This window comes from Peribacillus sp. NPDC006672, assembly GCF_050274955.1.
In the GTDB taxonomy this organism is placed as follows: Bacteria; Bacillota; Bacilli; order Bacillales; family DSM-1321; genus Peribacillus.
The window spans coordinates 96,123-113,263 of sequence record NZ_JBNNOR010000012.1 but is presented as its reverse complement, the minus strand read 5'-3'; the positions used below and the strand labels follow the sequence as shown (position 1 = coordinate 113,263).

Below are 17,141 nucleotides of genomic sequence, written 5' to 3'. Positions count from 1 at the left end.
TTAGTCATATACCATGGGATAATCTTTATACGGAGAAAAACACAGTTGAAAACAATCAAGAAATTGCCTATATTTTCTTTATATATTAAACTTGAATTTACCTATTGTAACTTTAAGGAAAATCCTGTATATTACTTTTTGTTTACATCCTCTCATTTTAGTGTAAAGTACTAACAAATAAGTTAGAATACAATTTTAAGCAAAAGCCTATATATAAATAGAGCCATTTCTTACCATAATCAATTACAACGCAAAGAAAGGATTAACCTATATATGAAGTTTGGTGCCCGCATTCTCAAAACAGGAATAGCAATTGTTTTAGCGCTTTATTTATCGGAACTGCTTAACCTTCCTGCTCCTGTCCTTTCTGGGATTGCTGCAATTTTTGCAATACAGCCGACCATTTACCGTTCATACCAAACGGTGCTGGAGCAAATTCAAGGAAATATCATTGGAGCGTTGGTTGCTGTCTCCTTCGTTTTGTTGTTCGGAAATGATATTTTTATTATCGGTCTTGCCGTGATGGTTGTCATAACCATCAATCTAAAATTAAAAATGGATAAAACGATAATCCTTTCCATCGTGACAGCAATTGCCATCATGGAAAACCAGGAAGGGAACTTCCTGAATTTTGCCTTTATACGTCTCTCATCAGTTTTGCTTGGAATCGTTTCTTCCTTTATCGTGAATTTGGTTTTCATTCCTCCAAAATATGAAGCTAAACTTTATACACGAATTACAGATGTAACGGAAGACATCTTAAAATGGATCAGAATCAGCACAAGACATGCTACAGAACACACTTTGTTGAAAAAAGACATCAGCCGACTAAAGACCGAGTTACTCGATCTGGAACATATATATACCATGTACAAAGAGGAACGGGAATATTTCAAGAAGAACAGTGTAGCCAAAGCAAGAAAGCTTGTCGTTTATCGGCAGATGATCATTACAACAAAAAAAGCGTTTGAAACCTTGAAGAGAGTCCATAAATTCGAGAATGAAGTATATCAAATGCCTGAAGATTTCCAACGGAGTATCCTACAACAGATTGATTCCTTGATCCGAAAGCATGAACAATTGATATTACTGCATATCGAAAAAATCAAATCCATCGAGGAGATTGAAGATTGGGACCAGGATTGTTTAAGTCGTAAAGAGCTGCTCGCCCACTTTTTCGAACAGCAGAATCAAGTGGACGAAATGCATGATAATCTGGGCCACCTATCTGCCCGCCTTGTTCCTTTGATTTCTGCAGTTATTGAATATGACGAACAATTGGAACATCTTGAAAAGCTGATCGTCAGCTTCCAGTCCTTCCATAAGGAAGATAACGAAATATCTGTCCAGTATGAAGAGGATTAAAAAAGACGGTTCCTAGGAACCGTCTTTTTTCGTCTCTATTTAGAGGATGCCTCTTTTTCAATCATCCAAAAGGTTTTGATCAGCCGCCTTTTCAATCGTATCCAATTTCTGCAAGAGATCCTGCAGCTCATCTTCTGAGAATGAATTGAAGTTCTTGCCCATCAATTGGTTATGCTCCGCAAGGACTCTCCCCAAAATTTCTTCCCCTGCCTCTTTCAATTTAAGGTTTATGACCCTGCGATCCTTTTCGGAGGGCTGCCGTTTCACATAATCCATTTCGACCAACTTATCTACAAATACGGTAATCGCACTTGGCTTTACCGTTAAGAAGTCAGCCAGCTGGGTCGACTTAATTGACCCCTCTTTTTTCAATATCAATAATATGAAAAACTGAGGCGACGTTAATCCATAAGGCTGAAGATTTTTTGCTACGATGGCCCTAAGCTTCTTCCTAATCCGGAAAATCTGCATTTCTATACTATTGGTTACTTCCCATTTAAAATCCAGCCTTCTCACTCCTTATATAGGACAATCCTACCTCTTAAATTTAATTAAATGACATTCCATTGTCAAATTTACTTTCCATATATCCTTAAAACTAAAAGAAATTCAAATTTCAACCATTATTATGTATTTATTTCCCATTCCTATTCCCGAATTAATTACATGACAAAAATAAATAAAACTGGTAAACTCTTTACTTAATAATATTAATACTTATAAAAATTAATATTTATTAAAATTAATTAATAAACATTGGATATAGGAGGCTGCAATCAAATAGGTGAAGTCATTTAATGAAAGTGAATCAACAATGGATTACAAGAATCAATCATCAATATATTTTTGGAGGCGAAATAAGTGAATAGAGGACGTTTAGTTTTAATCAATGTCATTGGTTTGGTTATTATATTAGCGGTAGTAGCTGGTGGGGCTTATTACTATTATGAAAGCACGAATTTCATTAAAACGGATGAAGCGAAAGTGTCGGGAGATCTATATACAATCGTTGCCCCCGCTGCCGGCAAATTAGCAGATTGGGACTTACACGAAGGAGACAGCGTCAATAAGAATGACAAAGTTGCCTATGTAACCACCTTAGACGGAAAAGAAGCAGTAAAAACAGCAGCACAAGGTACAATCGTTAAATCACAAGTGCATGATGAGCAGCTAGTTCAAGCTGGTCAAACTCTTGCTCAAACCATCAATATGGACGATTTATCCATAACAGCTAATATTGAAGAAAATAAATTGAAGGATATTGAAAAAGGTGACAGCGTCGATATTATCATCGATGGAGATCCCGATACTGTTTTCGAAGGTACATTGGAACAAATCGGTTATGCTACAACTTCCGTCTTTTCAGTGATGGGCAATCAAAACAGCAGCGGAAACTATACGAAAGTCACTCAAAAAGTACCAGTTAAAATTTCCATTAAAGCACCCTCCGATAAAGTTCTGCCTGGTATGAACGCAGAAGTGAAAATTTCAACAAAATAAACCAGCACACACAGTTATATAGAAAGGAGGCTTTCCTTAAATGGCTTCTCAAACAATATCAGTAAATGAAAACAAGGGAATGAAACAGTTTGCCCCCATGTTAATTATCTTAATGCTAGGTTTGTTCATGGTCATTTTGAATCAAACCCTGCTTAGTGTCGCCATGCCGAGGATGATGGCCGAATTTAATGTAGCTGCGACTACGATTCAATGGTTATCAACTGGATTCATGCTCGTGAATGGGGCTTTGATTCCACTGTCCGCTTTTTTAATAGAACGGTTTGGCACGCGGGTTTTATTCCTCGCAGCCATGTTTCTTTTCACCGTCGGAACATTCATCTGCGGCATCGCACCAAATTTCCCCGTCATCCTTACAGGTCGGCTGATTCAGGCGGCGGGAGGCGGGATTCTACAGCCATTGGTCATGACAATCATTCTTTTCATCTTCCCTCCAGAAATGCGCGGGAAAGGAATGGGAATCTTTGGCCTGGCCATTATGTTTGCCCCTGCCATCGGGCCGACTTTATCAGGTTGGGTCATTCAGGAATATAGCTGGCGGGTCATGTTCTACGCAATGGTGCCATTAGGCATGATTATCATGACACTTGCCTTTATAAGTATGCGTAATGTAGCAGAACCCAAGAAAATCAAATTGGATTTGTTGGGTGCCTCACTATCCTTGATAGGTGTTGCATCGTTACTATACGGTGTCAGTGAAGCAGGATCTAAAGGCTGGACGGATTCCATCGTTCTGGGAACCATCATCATTGGGCTTATCCTTCTGACCCTATTTGTGGTTCAACAGTTAAAATCGGAAACGCCTATGCTCGACTTCCGTGTATTTAAGTATGACATGTTCGTATTATCGAATATCATTTCCGCTATCGTCACAGTGGCCATGTTTACCGGGATATTCTTATTACCTATATATTTACAGACTCTAAGAGGATTCACACCAGTTCAATCCGGTCTATTGATGTTACCCGGAGCCCTTGTGATGATGGTGATGTCACCCATTTCAGGAGCATTATTTGACAAAGTCGGACCTCGTCCATTAGCACTTGTTGGTTTAGCGGTTACTGCTATTACAACCTTCGAATTCGCAAAATTGACTACGGAAACTGCCTATTCCACTTTGGTCATCATCTATGCCATCCGCTCACTTGGAATGTCTTTACTGATGATGCCAATCATGACAGCTGGGATGAATCAGCTTCCTAAGCATTTGAATACACATGGTACGGCAATGAGCAATACGCTGAAACAAGTTACCGGAGCCATTGGCACGAGCTTCGTTACGACCATTTATACAACCCGTGCTTCTTTCCATGGTACTGCTTTAGGATCGGAAATGAGTACGAGTGATCCCGGTTTTGTTCAGAATTTCCAAACAATCGTTCAATCCATCATGAGTTCGATGAATCAAACTAGTGAGCAGGCACAGGAGACTGCTATGTCGCTGATTTCTTCACAAATCCAGGGTCAAGCAAATGTAATGGGAATCAATGATGCATTCTTTTGGGCAACAGGTTTTGCTATTGCCGGTATAGTTCTCTCACTGTTTTTACGTGACGTTCGGAAGGACAAAGCAATCAAACAAGCTAAACAAGAAAAATTGGATGTACCTTTGCTGCCTTCGCCAGTAAAAAAATCGATTTAATTAAATGGGGGGATTAGAATGAAGATCTATGTTGTATATGACAGTGAAGGTAACCATACGAAGGCACTTGCCGAATCAATAGCTCAAGGTGCTGCTGCGGTTCCTGGGGCTGAGGTACTTATTGACCATGTAAACGAGGCGGATGTCTATAAGCTTCAGGAAATGGACGCCATCATTTGGGGCTGTCCGGGTCATTTCGGCACCATCAGTTCGAGCTTGAAAACGTGGATTGATAAACTTGGATATCTATGGGCAGAAGGTGCGCTGATCAATAAAGTGGGTGCTGTGTTCTGTACAACTGCCACCATACATGGCGGGCTTGAGGCTACCATGCTGAACTTAATCACCCCTATGCTTCATCAAGGCATGATCATTGTCGGCTTACCCGGTACGGTCCCGGAAAACGCCTTATATGGATCCTACTATGGTGTAGGGATAAGCTGCCCTCCCGGTGTGGACGACAACATAACAAAAAATGACTTACAGCTTGGAGAAGCATTAGGAAAACGGGTAGCCCATGTCACCCGTTCATTCACAAACGAGCTCTAGGAGGCTTAATTCAATGGGCATAGTTTTAATTATCATCGTTGCCATTTTAGCGATTACGGGTTTGATCACATTCAATATCAAAGCCTTGACACCTGAAGATAAACCGGTTGTTGAGGAAGAGATCCCGTTGGAAGAGTCCGCTTCTTCTTCGGATGATCCCATTTCCGAAATCATCGTCCCAACAGAAAATGATGAATTGAAAATGAAAGATCAGGATTATCGTTCGGCACTTTCCAAGCTTCACAATCAAAAGCCTAATGATGAGCCACATATAGAAAAAAAGTCTAACCTTCGCAAAATGAAAGACGAAGAATACCGTGGTACATTGGAAGATTTCCAGCAAAATGGCGACTGAAACACGCCTCCCCCCATCCGGCATATTTGCCTTTTTGGGGGTTTTTGTTTATATGCCATGAAAGGATCCTCTCTTCCCTCTAACACGCCTTCAGCTTAAAGATCGAGTTGCAGACTTTACTTATTTTTCTGGTTGACAAATATTCACAAAGAATTTAAGCTAAGTTAATGCAAAACAAACATTTTTTTAAACTCAGCTTTTGTTGAGAGACGGAATTTTAAAAGGATTTCCTTTTTTCGTTCGTCACTTGCCTTTTTGGCAGGTGGCGATTTTTATTTTTATAGGGGTGAAAAACATGCAACTTTTGAAATATATCATAATGGTCTTAATTGGTTCGATCTCATATGGCACATTATCCACCATGATCAAGTTTGGATTTATGGATGGCCATTCTTCTGGAGAGCTTGTCGGCAGTCAATACCTCGTCGGTTGGCTGATTGTCTCCGTTTTATTTCTTTTTTCGTTTAAATATAAAGTTTCATGGAAGAGTGCCGGATTACTATTATTCACGGGCATGATGTCCACTTTCGTCGGAAAGGCATATGCCGTTTCCGTATCAGAGCTTCCCGCATCGATTGCCGTTGTCTTTTTATTTCAATTTACCTGGATAGGCGTCCTTATTGAAAGCTTCTTAAATAAAAGGCGCCCTGATAAAAATAAACTTATAGCCATATTCGTTCTCTTTATCGGTACATTATTGGCAGGGGCAATCTTTGGTCAGCCTCTATCTTCCATAAGCCTAAAAGGAGTATTGTTCGGACTATTGTCTGCGTTGCTTTTTGCGCTATACATGTACTGCAACTCTCAATTCGCAGTTGGGGAGTCTTCAATGAAACGGTTGTTTTTCATTGCAACGGGTGCCATGCTGACTGCTGTATTCACGACTAACCCCGTCACGCTTGTTACGAACCTTGTCCAAACGAACCTATGGTACTACGGTTTGTTACTCGGCACTTTGGGTGTTCTTGTTCCCTTCTTTTTCTTTGCTGTCAGTTTGCCAAAAGTGGGGGTTGGGCTTGGAACGATCCTTTGTGCAGCGGAATTGCCTTCAGCGATGGTCGTTTCAGTCATCTTCTTGAATGAACAGGTTACGTCACTGCAATGGTTCGGTATGTGCTTGATCATCGTCGGCATCGCCTTGCCTGAGGGAATAAAGCATCTTCCGCAACTTCTTCCTGGCAGGAAAAAATTGCGGAATGAAAAAAGAATTTCATAAATGCTACGCCCCGGTTAGTAAAGTTCATCATTATAATAAGAAAGACCATTCCCGTTAGTGGAATGGTCTTTCTTGTGGATTTTTCATAGGCGGGAAATAATCTGGCGTTCCTTTTTCCTTAAGAATCCAATTGTTGCACTTGAAATAGGCTGTAGTAATGCCCTTGCTTTTTCATCAGTTCTTCGTGTGTTCCCGTTTCCGTAATTTCCCCATTATCGATATGGACGATCCGATTGGCATGTGTGATGGTTGATAAGCGATGAGCCACGATGATGGTGGTCCGGTTTTTCGCCAAAATATCAAGCGCCTCCTGGATATAGTGTTCACTCTCCAAGTCCAAAGCGGATGTGGCTTCATCCAGCACAAGGATAGGCGGGTTTTTCAAAAATACCCTTGCAATGGCAACCCGTTGCTTTTGGCCTCCGGATAATTTGACTCCCCGCTCTCCGACTTTCGTTTCATACCCATCTTTTAAACCAATAATGAAGTCATGGGCATTCGCAGCCTTTGCGGCTTCGAATACTTCTTCATCACTTGCATCGGGCCGACCCATAAGGATGTTGGCCTTAACCGATTCACTAAATAGGATATTATCCTGTAGCACCATCCCGATTTTATCTCTTAGGCTGCGGACTTGATATTTACGGATATCCGTCCCATCCAATAATACTCTTCCCTCAGTCACATCATAGAAACGGGAAATTAAACTGACGATCGAGGATTTCCCTCCGCCGCTCATCCCAACAAGTGCAATCGTTTCTCCTGGTTTAACATCCAAATTTATATGTTTTAAAACGGGTGCCTCTTTCTCGTCATAAGCAAACGAAACATCCTGAAAGGTAATTCTGCCGTCTACATGCTCTAGCTCTTTCGCCCCTGGTTCATCATCAATATCATACTTCTCATCCACAAACTCAAAAACCCTGTCCATTGATGCCAATGTCTGGGTCATTGTCGTCGATGAGTTAACTAATCGTCTTAGGGGATTATAAAGTCGGTCTATGAAACCGACGAAAGCAACCATGGTACCAAGCGATAATTGTTCATGAATAACCTGATAACCGGCAAAACCTATCACTAGCAGGGGAGCAATGTCCGTAATCGTATTCACGACAGCAAATGATTTAGCATTCCAACTCGTATGCTTCAGGGCCTTATCCAGGAAATTCTTGTTTTGCTTCGCAAACAACTCCTGTTCCCTGTCTTCTATCGCAAAGCTTTTGATGACTGACATCCCTGAAACCCTTTCATGAAGGTGACTCTGTACATCCGCTAACGCTTGCGACCGGATCCTTGTATAGGTTCTTAACTTGCCAAAGAAATGCTTAATTGAAAATGCATAAAATGGAAGCATGATGATGGAAACAATGGTTAACTTCACGTCCATCGTAAACATGATGGCTATCACTATGATAATCGTTGCTATATCCAGCCAAAGGTTCATCAAACCCGTGATGACAAAGTTCTTCGTTTGTTCCACATCCGTGATCATCCTTGAGATGACCTCGCCCACTCGCGTATTGGAGTAATATTTAAAGCTCAATTTCTGTATATGAGTAAATAAATCATTTCGAATATCATATAAGATTTTCGTTCCTGTCCATTGAGCGAAATACTGCCGGTAGTACTCAATCGGCGGTCTAACCGCAACAAAAATGAATAGCATGATACCCATTGCCCATAAAAGGCGTTCGGACTTCACAGCTTTGGACAGGTCACCATTTCCGATGATGTCATCCACTATATACTTACTGAGCAATGGTAGCAAAAGCGGAATCGCGAACTTTAGCAGTCCAATCAATACCGTCCCGATTATCTGCCATTTATACGGTTTAACGAATTGCAAATATCTCTTAATGCTCTCCACGGAACTCCTCCCATTTCTCTGATTCATTACATCAAAATATTAATAACAGCCTGCTTGAAATCTTAAATGCGCTTTTCAATTATATTTTCCTTTTCGAAGATTAACTATCAAAAAGATTTCCATTCAATATCTTGCATACACATTTATAGGAGCAAGGGTTTAAAGATATCCTGGATATTTAAAAAAATCGTTCCTGCTTTCTTGGATGGTTCGATCAGTGGTAGGTATGGTACACAATAGAAAAAGCCTGCTATTTAAGCAGCAGGCATTTCTTTCATCGGTAGGTCAAAAAGCGTTCATACCAACTATCAATAAACTCTGCGGAGAATGGTCCTTTTCGCTGGCGTATCATATAAATTAAATAGTCAACGTTTTGTTTCAATATTGAATCGATGGCATCTGGGTAATTCATTTCTTTCCGATGCCTTTCATATTCATCCTCATCCAGCAAATTAAACGTCATATCTGGGAATACTTTAATGTCCAGGTCATAATCAATGTATTTCAATGCTCCCGAATCGTATGTGAACGGAGAACTGATGTTGCAATAATAATAAACCCCGTCCTCTCTTAACATACCAATAACATTAAACCAATACTTTGAATGAAAATAGCAAATCGCCGGCTCTCTCGTAATCCAGGTCCTTCCATCTGATTCCGTTACCATAGTACGGTCATTCGCCGCTATCACCAGATTTTGGGTCCCTTTTAAAACGGTTGTTTCTTCCCAGATACGATGGATATGTCCATTATGTTTATAGCTATGGATTTGGATTTTTCCTCCTTCGGCAGGAACAATCCCCATTTATCTCTCCCTACTTTCTATAGACACCCTGACAGCGTACTGTGCCCTATTCCGTTTGCAGTTGTTGTGTGTATTTAAAATATATACTTTTTTCCATTTACCCTATATTCCTATATTATAGCGATTTATTCATAAATTTAAAACAAAAGTGGCTAATCTCCCTGTGAAAATGTGTAAATAAGTCAAAAAAGTCTGACCATCCACCCATTTTAACTTAGAAATTAGCCAGTTATTTATTGTATTGCAGCCTGTCCTTGTTGAAAATAACGGATGACTTCCTCCGTTTGCCTCTCGAACATATCATGGATACTTTTCAATTCCTGCTTTTTGAGTTGAATCTCTTCCTGAATGGTGACTGCTTCACTCTCCTCTTGCTGGTCAAGGAGTTGCTTCTCTATATCTTGGCATCTTTCGATTTCGGATTGTAAAAGTAAAAGCTTATCCATCGTTTTCAACTGATTGTTTATAAGCCGGTTAAATTCCTCCATGAATGCACCCTCCTAATCTGTATTTTTTCTATAGTATGTATATTCTATTTTTATCCGGTTTTTCCTTTGACATAAAATGTAAACACAACAAAACATTTGTCGAATTCAATGGAGGCAAAAAAAGAAAAGCATCCTCAAAAGAAGGATGCCTCAGACTGTAGACAAACTCGATGAAAATCGAGTTGAACTGCCCCGTAAATGTTAGACACCAAACTAACATTTACGGGGTGTTTTTTTATGGCTTGTACAATTTGAACGTTGATTGGAACGTAGGGCACTCGCGGTCCGCCCTCGGCTTGCGCCTGCGGGGTCTCCCCTAGACGCGCTTTCCCGCAGGAGTCTCGCACACCCGATCCAATCAACTTTGTTATAACATTTAGATAGAACCTCTTTTGCCTATATTTCGCTGCCATGAATGTAAAGAAGATGGCCAATTGGACATGGCAAGGTCCAAAAATGGCCAAACATAGTGGGCTCGTAGTGATCCAATTCCTTAATATGGAGCAAAATTCAAAAGGAATTTCAAAAGGGGTTCGGAATGTTTTAATTCCGAACCCCTTTTGTCTACAAAAGAAGGATGCTTTTCGTTTTTAAAAAAGCAATTAGCCTTGGTTTTTATTGCTTTGAGATTTTTGGTTTTGTTGTTTCACTTCTTGAACGTTAGTTTCAGAAGCAAACTCCGTACCAAATTGACCTTGAGCTTGACCTTGAGCTTGTCCTTGACCTTTTTTTTGCTGAGATTGCGCGTTTTGTTGTCTTACTTCTTGAACGTTTGTTTCACTTGCAAACTCAGTACCGAATTGGCCTTGACCTTGCTGAGATTGCGCGTTTTGCTTTCTCACTTGTTGAACGTCAGTACCTGCTTGTGATTTATTGTTATTAGCCATTGATAATCACCTCCACGATAATAAGATAACCATTAAGATGGAGTGTTATCCAACTAAAAACATTTAAATTTTTCCAATTATATTAAACAAGCAACGAAATGCCTCCATCAACTATAACCGTTTGTCCACGAATCATACTAGCTCCATCCGAAATTAAAAACAAGATGGTATTCACCATATCTTCCACCTCGACCATCCGTCCAGCAGGAGTCTGTTCTGCCGCCTCAGCAAGCATTTCATCCCGATTCGGAAAGGATTTCAGGGCATCCGTATCGATCACACCGCCTGAAACGGCATTGACACAAATGTTTTTCGCAGCGAGTTCGACTGCTAAATATCTTGTCAGAGCTTCTAGTGCAGCTTTGGAAACACCTACAGCTGTATAATTTTTCAAATAGCGAATGGACCCTAGTGAACTGATGCTGACGATTTTCCCTCCGCCGTTCCTCTCCATTAATTTCGCCGCTTCCTGTGCACAGAAAAGGAGGGCTTTTGTATTGATGTCCATGGTCCAGTTCCAATGTGATTCTTCAAGCTCCATCAATGGCCGCTGCACTCCTGATGCCGCATTATTAATGAAGATGTCCAAACGTCCATAATAAGCATCGATTTCCTCGAACATGCTCTTCACTTTCGCAACGTCACCTACATTTGCCTTGACTACAAGAGCCTTACGCCCCAACGCTTTAATTTCAGCTGCCACTTCTAATGCTTTCGACTTGCTCCGGGCATAATTAATAACGAGGTCGTAACCTTCCTCTGCAAGCCTTATTGCCGTGCTTCTACCTAAACCTTTACTGCTACCTGTAACGAGTGCCACTTTTTGTTCCATTCGTTTATTCATCCTTTCTGAGTAAACACAGAGTAATAAAAATCATTTATAAAAGGAGTGTTACTGTTATGTATGTTGGACGTGATATGACAGAATTGTCGATGATGAAAAAATCGGATTGGGAAAATAGTGAACTAGCCTATTTTCATCACTCCCTTCAACAAATGGTACCTTATTTAAACCAAGAAGGACAGAGTATCCATAGCGAAATCGTCAAAGAAATTGAAAATAGGGGCGGACTTAATAGGCAAGAAGCCGATTATACTCATGGAACGAAAACCATTTACGATTGATTTTATACGGATATGACATTGAAAATCAACAAACTGAGAGGATATCTTAGCTGATATCCTCTTTGATTATCACTAGCGCCTTTATTTACTTTTGACTATCTTCACGCCCTCCCATCCAAACCTTTATTCAATACGCTCTTTTTCTTTATAGGCCTTTATCATTTTTTGGTGGGAAACCGGAAATGCGAACTCCTCCATCTCTGCTTCACTCACCCACTTTAGTTGGTGTTCTTTTAATGTCTCTTCACTGATGGCTTCTTTGATCATTCCCGTATACGTGTCCACTTTCCAAACAAGATGGGAGAAAACATGTTCAATTCTCACAAGTGATTCTGTGATTTCCGGTTTGACACCATACATTTCCTGAAACCGATTCTCGAAGAATTCCCTTTTATGCTGTAGGGATGAATGGTTCTCGAAATTCAGATATTCCCAAAGATTCGCTAGCAATCCTTCAGAAGCCCGCTTGTGAATCAAAAATTCACCTTTTTCATTCGTCAATACGGCAGCCACAATTGGTACATCCCGTGTTTTTTTCTTTTGGATTTTTACCGGCAGTTCCGACTGAACCCCTGCTTCAAATGCAAGACAATGACTTTGAACGGGACATAATAGACAGGCAGGCTTACCTGGTGTGCAGATTAATGCCCCCAGTTCCATCAAGGCTTGATTGAAGGCAGAAGTATGATCATGATCAATCAACTTTCTGACGGCAGCTTCGAAAGTTTTTCTAGTCTTTGGCTTTGCTATGTCTTCATATATCATCAATATCCTTGATAAAACACGCATGACGTTTCCATCGACGGCTGGCTCCGGCTTGCCATAAGCGATACTCAGAATCGCACCAGCTGTATAAGGGCCGACACCTTTCAATTTGGAAATTTCCTCAGGATCGTCCGGTACAATCCCATTATAGGAAGCCTTCACTTCCTGAACGGCACTATGCAGATTCCTTACACGTGAATAATATCCGAGCCCTTCCCAAGCTTTTAAGACTTTCTCTTCATCTGCAATGGCAAAATCCTCTAGTGTGGGAAACCATTCCACAAACCGGTTGAAATATGGAATCACCGTGTCCACTCTCGTTTGCTGCAGCATTATTTCAGAAACCCAAACCCGGTAAGGGTCCTTATTTTCCCTCCATGGCAATTCTCTTTGTTCTTCAAGAAACCAGCAAACTAAATCTTTCTGAAAATCATCAATTTTTATTTTTTCTATTGTCGGGATCGTTATTTCTTTCACATCAGTTCCTCCAAAGATGTTACACTCTTATCAAAAATGGGAATACCTATAGTAGGTCATTCTTTTTTTAATATCATGTTCATATCCATTTATTTGTATTGGTGCACGAAAATAAGATAAATATATTCATTTGATGGTTAATATATAAATACGGTATGATGAGAGAAGACCATTTTTTTCAAATTGTGGCAGGGAGGTTAGTTTTTTGGATACAGGTACTCACTTTGTCATGGGAATTGCTCTTGGAGGTCTTGCCACATTAGATCCTGTCATTGCGCAGAGCCCAGTAACTGCAAGTGCAGTCATAGCAGGGACGATATTGGGATCACAAGCTCCAGACATTGACACTGTTTTAAAATTAAGGAATAACGCTGTATATATACGAAACCACCGTGGTATCACGCATTCCATTCCCGCTGTTTTACTTTGGCCCTTGATTATCAGCGGAGCAATTTTCGCCATCATACCTGAAGCAAATTACCTTCACCTTTGGCTTTGGACCTTTTTAGCCGTATTCCTTCATGTATTCGTGGATATATTCAATGCTTATGGGACCCAGGCTCTTAGGCCGATTTCGTCAAAATGGGTAGCTTTAGGGGTAATCAATACATTCGACCCGTTCATTTTTGGAATACATGTTGGCGGCCTTATATTATGGGGCTTTGGATTTCCTCCAGGCTATTTATTTCTCTCGATTTACGGAATACTTGTTCTCTATTACATTTCCAGATTCAGGGAACAAACTTTCATTAAAAGAGCCGTTAAGCAACAAATTCCTGGAGCAAGGAAAATTCTTTTATCACCGACCATGCGTTTTCACCGTTGGAAAATTGCGGTGATTACCGAAAAGAAATATTATGTAGCGCGGGCCGATAATGGGTATGTGACGATTCTTGATACGTTTGATCGAGTGCCATTACCTGAAAGTGAAATTCTCGAAGTCGCCAAGAAGGATATCAACTTGGCTGCCTTTCTGTCCTTTTCTCCGGTTTACCGCTTTGAAATCGAGCAGAAAAAAGAATATTATGAAGTCCGCTTTATCGATTTAAGATATCGCAGCAATGGTTATTACCCGTTTGTAGCAGTAGTCCATTTAGACAGCGATTTGAATATCTTGAATTCGTATACCGGTTGGATCTTTAGCGAAGCGAAGTTGCAGAAGAAATTGAATATTATTTTATAGTCGCTGCCTATCTGAAAAAAGGCTGATTCCAGAGAATCCCTCTGGAATCAGCTTTTTTAATGCAATCGGTTCTGCTGATTTAATAAATGTTGATATTTAGGATTTTTTGCAATGAATTCGTGGAAATGCTCACCATAGTTATCGATCCAGGTCCTAACAACACGTGATGTCATTTCTTCTCCGGCATATTCATGTCCAGCCTTTGCATAGGTCGCTTCGAAATCTTCCCATAATAATTCCACCCAAGTCAAAGCTTGCTCATACGTGATGTGGTCATTTTTCTCAAGCAGTTTCTTGGTTAATCTTTCATGGTAATCATTCATTAGAACCACCTCATTGCCAATATTTTTACAGAATGAACTATACTGTCACTTACCCATACTAGTGGTAAGCGGAAACGCTTCTTTCTTTAATCTGATGCCTGGAGGAGAAAAACTTGCGAAATAAACAAAAAGGATTCCCCAACCAAAACAATAATAAATTCCAAGGCGAGCCTCGTGCAAAGGCAAGATATGCTTCAAAGCGTGCAGATGGCAGTATTAATACACACCCTCAAGAACGAATGAAAGCATCAAACGAGCGATCGAATTAAGGCAATTCAAAAGGAATCGGGTCTTCCCGGTTCCTTTTTATTTCAACATTGAAATTGGCAGTGCCTCTTCCTTACCGCTTCCACCCAAGCGGTAACCCCAGGCGAATACACCGTTCATATAATCAATTTTGAAATAGACACCGGGATCGCCTTCAATTTGGTATATTTCACCTTTTTTGAAATCATCGGGATTCAATAAATAGGCCTTGGCCATCGTCACTTTCCGTTCCAATACAGAAAATTCATTTACCATTCCCAATTGCTCTGCTTTTCTCGCTTTTTCAGTCAATGCTGCAATTTCCTGTTGCAGTTCATAGGCCGACAACTTGCTGTATCTTACGTCGCTCATATATATGGCTCCTTAAATGAAATATTAATTTACTTCTATATTAAACAAAATTTTGTGATTTGGCTATCGATGCACTTATTCCATTTCAGGATTGGAAAGATAACGCTCAATCAATTCTATAGAAAAACCTTTTCGGTATAATGCCTGCTTCATTTTTTGTTCATATTCGAAGCCTTCATGGTTTTTATATCTGCGTTTCATTTTTTCGGCATGGTGGCATAGCGAATCCCATTGTTCATCTTCATCCTTTTCCACCGCCACATCTTCAAGTGCTTCAAGGATGACATCCCTCGGGAAACCTTTCCGTAACAAGGTTTGTTCAACTTTTAGCTTTAATGCCCGTTCCGAAATGTTTTTTTCCTTTTTGACCGATTTTCCAGCAAGTTTCCTTGCATGCTCAATCTGAATATCATAGGGGTATTCCTTCAATGCCTCGACAACCAACTTTTCTTGTACCCCTTTTTCCTTGAGCTCGAGCTTAAGGGTAGTGGGCCCTTTATTGCCTCCGTTCACATGGGTCCGTACGTAAGCCTTGGCAAATTCAAGGTCGTCTAAATAGTTAAAGCTGTATAGCTTATGTATCGCTTCCTTTATAATCGGCTCTTCCGTTTCCTTCTTTTTTAAATAAAGGCGAATTTCCGATTCCGAACGCATCCGGTATGATAAATAATTAAGTGCATCAGTAAATGCTTTTTGGATTTCATCATGGAACTGTATTTCAGCTAGGAGCAGGTCATCGAGTGCCGTCCCCTTTTTCAAATGAAATTTCAATAGCACCTCTTCGTCCACACTGAAAGCATATTTTTCATCAATGAAAATGTTATAACGATCTTTACGTTTTTTTTGGGTTGTTATTTTTGTTATGTTTGGCATAAAATCCACCCCCATCCCTACTTTACCCGTTTACGTGTACCATTTCTAGATATAGCATGTCTAAAAATGAAAAAAGCACATAGGCATGTTAAAGTGAAGAAAAGGGAAAGGAAGTGGTTTTCATGAAAATAGCCATTGCTGGTGGAAGCGGTTTTGTCGGCACAGCCCTTATTGATGAATTATCAAAAGAAAATCATGATATATATATTTTGACCCGTCATCCCGAAAAGTTCAAAAAACGGACAAATTCGACATATATCGGCTGGTTGACCAAGGACGCAAAGCCGGAAAAGCATCTGGAAGGGCTCGATGTTTTCATTAACCTTGCTGGTGAATCTTTAAACAGCGGGCGTTGGAATCCTGAAAGAAAACGCCGGATTGTCGAGAGCAGGGTCGAAGCTTCCAAAGAGATGAACCGGATCCTTTCCATACTGCCCGAAAAAGTGTCTGTCATCATCAACGCAAGTGCAATCGGATACTATGGTATATCGGACCATGACACATTTACCGAAACCTCTGAATCCATCGGTGATGATTTCTTGGCCCGTACTGTTAAGCTTTGGGAAAAGGAAGCCGCTAAATCCCGCTCTTACTGTAAAAGGTTCGTGCTAACAAGATTCGGTGTGATCCTGGGAGAAAAAGAAGGTGCACTGCCAATGATGGTCCTACCTTATAAACTTTTCGGCGGAGGAAAGATGGGAAAAGGGAATCAATGGCTTTCCTGGATTCATATTCATGACGCTGTCCGTGCAATCATCTTTTGCATGAACGATTCAAGGATTGAAGGTCCAGTCAATTTTACGGCGCCGAACCCCGTTCAGATGGATACATTCGGTAAAACAATTGGAGCTGTCATGCACAGGCCCCATTGGTTACCTGTCCCCCCCTTCTTCCTTAAGACCCTGTTGGGGGAAATGAGTGTACTTGTGCTTGAAGGACAAAACGTCCTTCCCATTAAACTTAAAGAGGAAGGATTCATCTTTTCTTTCCCAACCCTTAATGAGGCTTTACAATCCATCTTAAAAGAAGATTCTCACGTATGAAAGAATCATTTTGGGAAAAAATAGGAATATCAAGTGAAATGG

At 40.5% G+C, this 17,141-nt stretch carries 20 protein-coding genes; 10 read left to right on the top strand and 10 right to left on the bottom strand.

Going from position 1 to position 17,141, the window contains the following annotated elements:
* Window positions 1-273: 273 nt before the first annotated feature.
* Window positions 274-1,365, top strand: coding sequence for an FUSC family protein (locus ACQKKK_RS19170; RefSeq protein WP_427618249.1), 1,092 nt, complete (start codon window positions 274-276; stop codon window positions 1,363-1,365).
* Between the two features lie 57 nt (window positions 1,366-1,422).
* Here ACQKKK_RS19170 and ACQKKK_RS19165 read toward each other — a convergent pair whose 3' ends face one another.
* A complete protein-coding gene (locus tag ACQKKK_RS19165) occupies window positions 1,423-1,881 on the bottom strand; it encodes a MarR family winged helix-turn-helix transcriptional regulator (protein WP_427618247.1) in 459 nt (152 codons plus the stop codon).
* A gap of 345 nt (window positions 1,882-2,226) precedes the next feature.
* On the opposite strand from ACQKKK_RS19165, the gene ACQKKK_RS19160 reads away from it, so the two are divergent.
* The 5 genes from ACQKKK_RS19160 (at window position 2,227) to ACQKKK_RS19140 (ending at window position 6,645) form a co-directional block, all read left to right on the top strand.
* Entirely contained in the window at window positions 2,227-2,865 is a 639-nt protein-coding gene (locus ACQKKK_RS19160) for an HlyD family efflux transporter periplasmic adaptor subunit (protein ID WP_427618245.1), read from the top strand.
* A 55-nt stretch (window positions 2,866-2,920) separates the two neighbouring features.
* A complete protein-coding gene (locus tag ACQKKK_RS19155) occupies window positions 2,921-4,525 on the top strand; it encodes a DHA2 family efflux MFS transporter permease subunit (RefSeq protein WP_427618276.1) in 1,605 nt (534 codons plus the stop codon).
* 18 nt (window positions 4,526-4,543) lie between these two features.
* Window positions 4,544-5,074 (top strand): NAD(P)H-dependent oxidoreductase, encoded by a 531-nt coding sequence (locus ACQKKK_RS19150; protein ID WP_318685485.1) that lies wholly within the window; start codon window positions 4,544-4,546, stop codon window positions 5,072-5,074.
* 13 nt (window positions 5,075-5,087) lie between these two features.
* Window positions 5,088-5,429 carry a hypothetical protein gene (locus ACQKKK_RS19145; protein WP_427618243.1) on the top strand — a complete coding sequence of 114 codons (342 nt, stop codon included), beginning with the start codon at window positions 5,088-5,090 and terminating at the stop codon, window positions 5,427-5,429.
* A 295-nt stretch (window positions 5,430-5,724) separates the two neighbouring features.
* Window positions 5,725-6,645 (top strand): EamA family transporter, encoded by a 921-nt coding sequence (locus tag ACQKKK_RS19140; protein ID WP_427618242.1) that lies wholly within the window; start codon window positions 5,725-5,727, stop codon window positions 6,643-6,645.
* Window positions 6,646-6,763: 118 nt separating this feature from the next.
* On the opposite strand, the gene ACQKKK_RS19135 is transcribed toward ACQKKK_RS19140, so the two are convergent.
* The 5 genes from ACQKKK_RS19135 to fabL all read right to left on the bottom strand — a co-directional run bounded on the left by ACQKKK_RS19135 (window position 6,764) and on the right by fabL (window position 11,524).
* A complete protein-coding gene (locus tag ACQKKK_RS19135; RefSeq protein ID WP_427618241.1) occupies window positions 6,764-8,512 on the bottom strand; it encodes an ABC transporter ATP-binding protein in 1,749 nt (582 codons plus the stop codon).
* A gap of 274 nt (window positions 8,513-8,786) precedes the next feature.
* A complete protein-coding gene (ntdP, locus tag ACQKKK_RS19130) occupies window positions 8,787-9,317 on the bottom strand; it encodes a nucleoside tri-diphosphate phosphatase (RefSeq protein ID WP_048685440.1) in 531 nt (176 codons plus the stop codon).
* A 233-nt stretch (window positions 9,318-9,550) separates the two neighbouring features.
* The gene (locus ACQKKK_RS19125) at window positions 9,551-9,805 is read right to left on the bottom strand and encodes a YgaB family protein (RefSeq protein ID WP_061461735.1); all 255 of its coding nucleotides are present in this window, start codon (window positions 9,803-9,805) and stop codon (window positions 9,551-9,553) included.
* Window positions 9,806-10,407: 602 nt separating this feature from the next.
* The gene (locus ACQKKK_RS19120) at window positions 10,408-10,692 is read right to left on the bottom strand and encodes a gamma-type small acid-soluble spore protein (protein ID WP_427618239.1); all 285 of its coding nucleotides are present in this window, start codon (window positions 10,690-10,692) and stop codon (window positions 10,408-10,410) included.
* A gap of 82 nt (window positions 10,693-10,774) precedes the next feature.
* A complete protein-coding gene (fabL, locus tag ACQKKK_RS19115) occupies window positions 10,775-11,524 on the bottom strand; it encodes an enoyl-[acyl-carrier-protein] reductase FabL (RefSeq protein ID WP_427618237.1) in 750 nt (249 codons plus the stop codon).
* Window positions 11,525-11,592: 68 nt separating this feature from the next.
* Between fabL and ACQKKK_RS19110 the strand changes: the two genes are divergently transcribed.
* Window positions 11,593-11,817: a hypothetical protein gene (locus tag ACQKKK_RS19110; protein WP_061461732.1), complete on the top strand. Its 225-nt coding sequence runs from the start codon at window positions 11,593-11,595 to the stop codon at window positions 11,815-11,817.
* A 123-nt stretch (window positions 11,818-11,940) separates the two neighbouring features.
* Here the strand turns inward: ACQKKK_RS19110 and mutY are convergent, their stop codons facing one another.
* On the bottom strand, window positions 11,941-13,059 hold the full coding sequence (gene mutY / locus ACQKKK_RS19105) for an A/G-specific adenine glycosylase (protein WP_427618235.1): 1,119 nt from the start codon (window positions 13,057-13,059) through the stop codon (window positions 11,941-11,943).
* Between the two features lie 205 nt (window positions 13,060-13,264).
* On the opposite strand from mutY, the gene ACQKKK_RS19100 reads away from it, so the two are divergent.
* Window positions 13,265-14,242, top strand: a complete 978-nt coding sequence (locus tag ACQKKK_RS19100) for a metal-dependent hydrolase (RefSeq protein ID WP_427618233.1) — start codon at window positions 13,265-13,267, stop codon at window positions 14,240-14,242.
* A 56-nt stretch (window positions 14,243-14,298) separates the two neighbouring features.
* Here the strand turns inward: ACQKKK_RS19100 and ACQKKK_RS19095 are convergent, their stop codons facing one another.
* Window positions 14,299-14,565, bottom strand: coding sequence for a YfhJ family protein (locus ACQKKK_RS19095; RefSeq protein ID WP_061461729.1), 267 nt, complete (start codon window positions 14,563-14,565; stop codon window positions 14,299-14,301).
* 113 nt (window positions 14,566-14,678) lie between these two features.
* Here ACQKKK_RS19095 and ACQKKK_RS19090 point away from each other — a divergent pair, with 113 nt between their 5' ends.
* Window positions 14,679-14,834, top strand: a complete 156-nt coding sequence (locus tag ACQKKK_RS19090) for a small, acid-soluble spore protein K (RefSeq protein WP_034305387.1) — start codon at window positions 14,679-14,681, stop codon at window positions 14,832-14,834.
* A 37-nt stretch (window positions 14,835-14,871) separates the two neighbouring features.
* Here ACQKKK_RS19090 and ACQKKK_RS19085 read toward each other — a convergent pair whose 3' ends face one another.
* Window positions 14,872-15,183: a YfhH family protein gene (locus tag ACQKKK_RS19085; RefSeq protein WP_125163529.1), complete on the bottom strand. Its 312-nt coding sequence runs from the start codon at window positions 15,181-15,183 to the stop codon at window positions 14,872-14,874.
* Window positions 15,184-15,258: 75 nt separating this feature from the next.
* The gene (gene recX / locus ACQKKK_RS19080) at window positions 15,259-16,056 is read right to left on the bottom strand and encodes a recombination regulator RecX (RefSeq protein WP_427618231.1); all 798 of its coding nucleotides are present in this window, start codon (window positions 16,054-16,056) and stop codon (window positions 15,259-15,261) included.
* A 122-nt stretch (window positions 16,057-16,178) separates the two neighbouring features.
* Here recX and ACQKKK_RS19075 point away from each other — a divergent pair, with 122 nt between their 5' ends.
* Window positions 16,179-17,099 carry a TIGR01777 family oxidoreductase gene (locus ACQKKK_RS19075; RefSeq protein ID WP_427618229.1) on the top strand — a complete coding sequence of 307 codons (921 nt, stop codon included), beginning with the start codon at window positions 16,179-16,181 and terminating at the stop codon, window positions 17,097-17,099.
* The last annotated feature ends 42 nt before the right edge of the window (window positions 17,100-17,141 follow it).

Bases quoted from the DNA above. Each gene is read 5' to 3' on its own strand.
- recX (WP_427618231.1), bottom strand. From the start codon at position 16,056: ATGCCAAACATAACAAAAATAACAACCCAAAAAAAACGTAAAGATCGT.
- ACQKKK_RS19075 (WP_427618229.1), top strand. From the start codon at position 16,179: ATGAAAATAGCCATTGCTGGTGGAAGCGGTTTTGTCGGCACAGCCCTT.
- ACQKKK_RS19170 (WP_427618249.1), top strand. From the start codon at position 274: ATGAAGTTTGGTGCCCGCATTCTCAAAACAGGAATAGCAATTGTTTTA.
- ACQKKK_RS19125 (WP_061461735.1), bottom strand. From the start codon at position 9,805: ATGGAGGAATTTAACCGGCTTATAAACAATCAGTTGAAAACGATGGAT.
- ACQKKK_RS19120 (WP_427618239.1), bottom strand. From the start codon at position 10,692: ATGGCTAATAACAATAAATCACAAGCAGGTACTGACGTTCAACAAGTG.
- ntdP (WP_048685440.1), bottom strand. From the start codon at position 9,317: ATGGGGATTGTTCCTGCCGAAGGAGGAAAAATCCAAATCCATAGCTAT.
- ACQKKK_RS19140 (WP_427618242.1), top strand. From the start codon at position 5,725: ATGCAACTTTTGAAATATATCATAATGGTCTTAATTGGTTCGATCTCA.
- ACQKKK_RS19150 (WP_318685485.1), top strand. From the start codon at position 4,544: ATGAAGATCTATGTTGTATATGACAGTGAAGGTAACCATACGAAGGCA.
- fabL (WP_427618237.1), bottom strand. From the start codon at position 11,524: ATGGAACAAAAAGTGGCACTCGTTACAGGTAGCAGTAAAGGTTTAGGT.
- ACQKKK_RS19085 (WP_125163529.1), bottom strand. From the start codon at position 15,183: ATGAGCGACGTAAGATACAGCAAGTTGTCGGCCTATGAACTGCAACAG.
- ACQKKK_RS19145 (WP_427618243.1), top strand. From the start codon at position 5,088: ATGGGCATAGTTTTAATTATCATCGTTGCCATTTTAGCGATTACGGGT.
- ACQKKK_RS19095 (WP_061461729.1), bottom strand. From the start codon at position 14,565: ATGAATGATTACCATGAAAGATTAACCAAGAAACTGCTTGAGAAAAAT.
- ACQKKK_RS19110 (WP_061461732.1), top strand. From the start codon at position 11,593: ATGTATGTTGGACGTGATATGACAGAATTGTCGATGATGAAAAAATCG.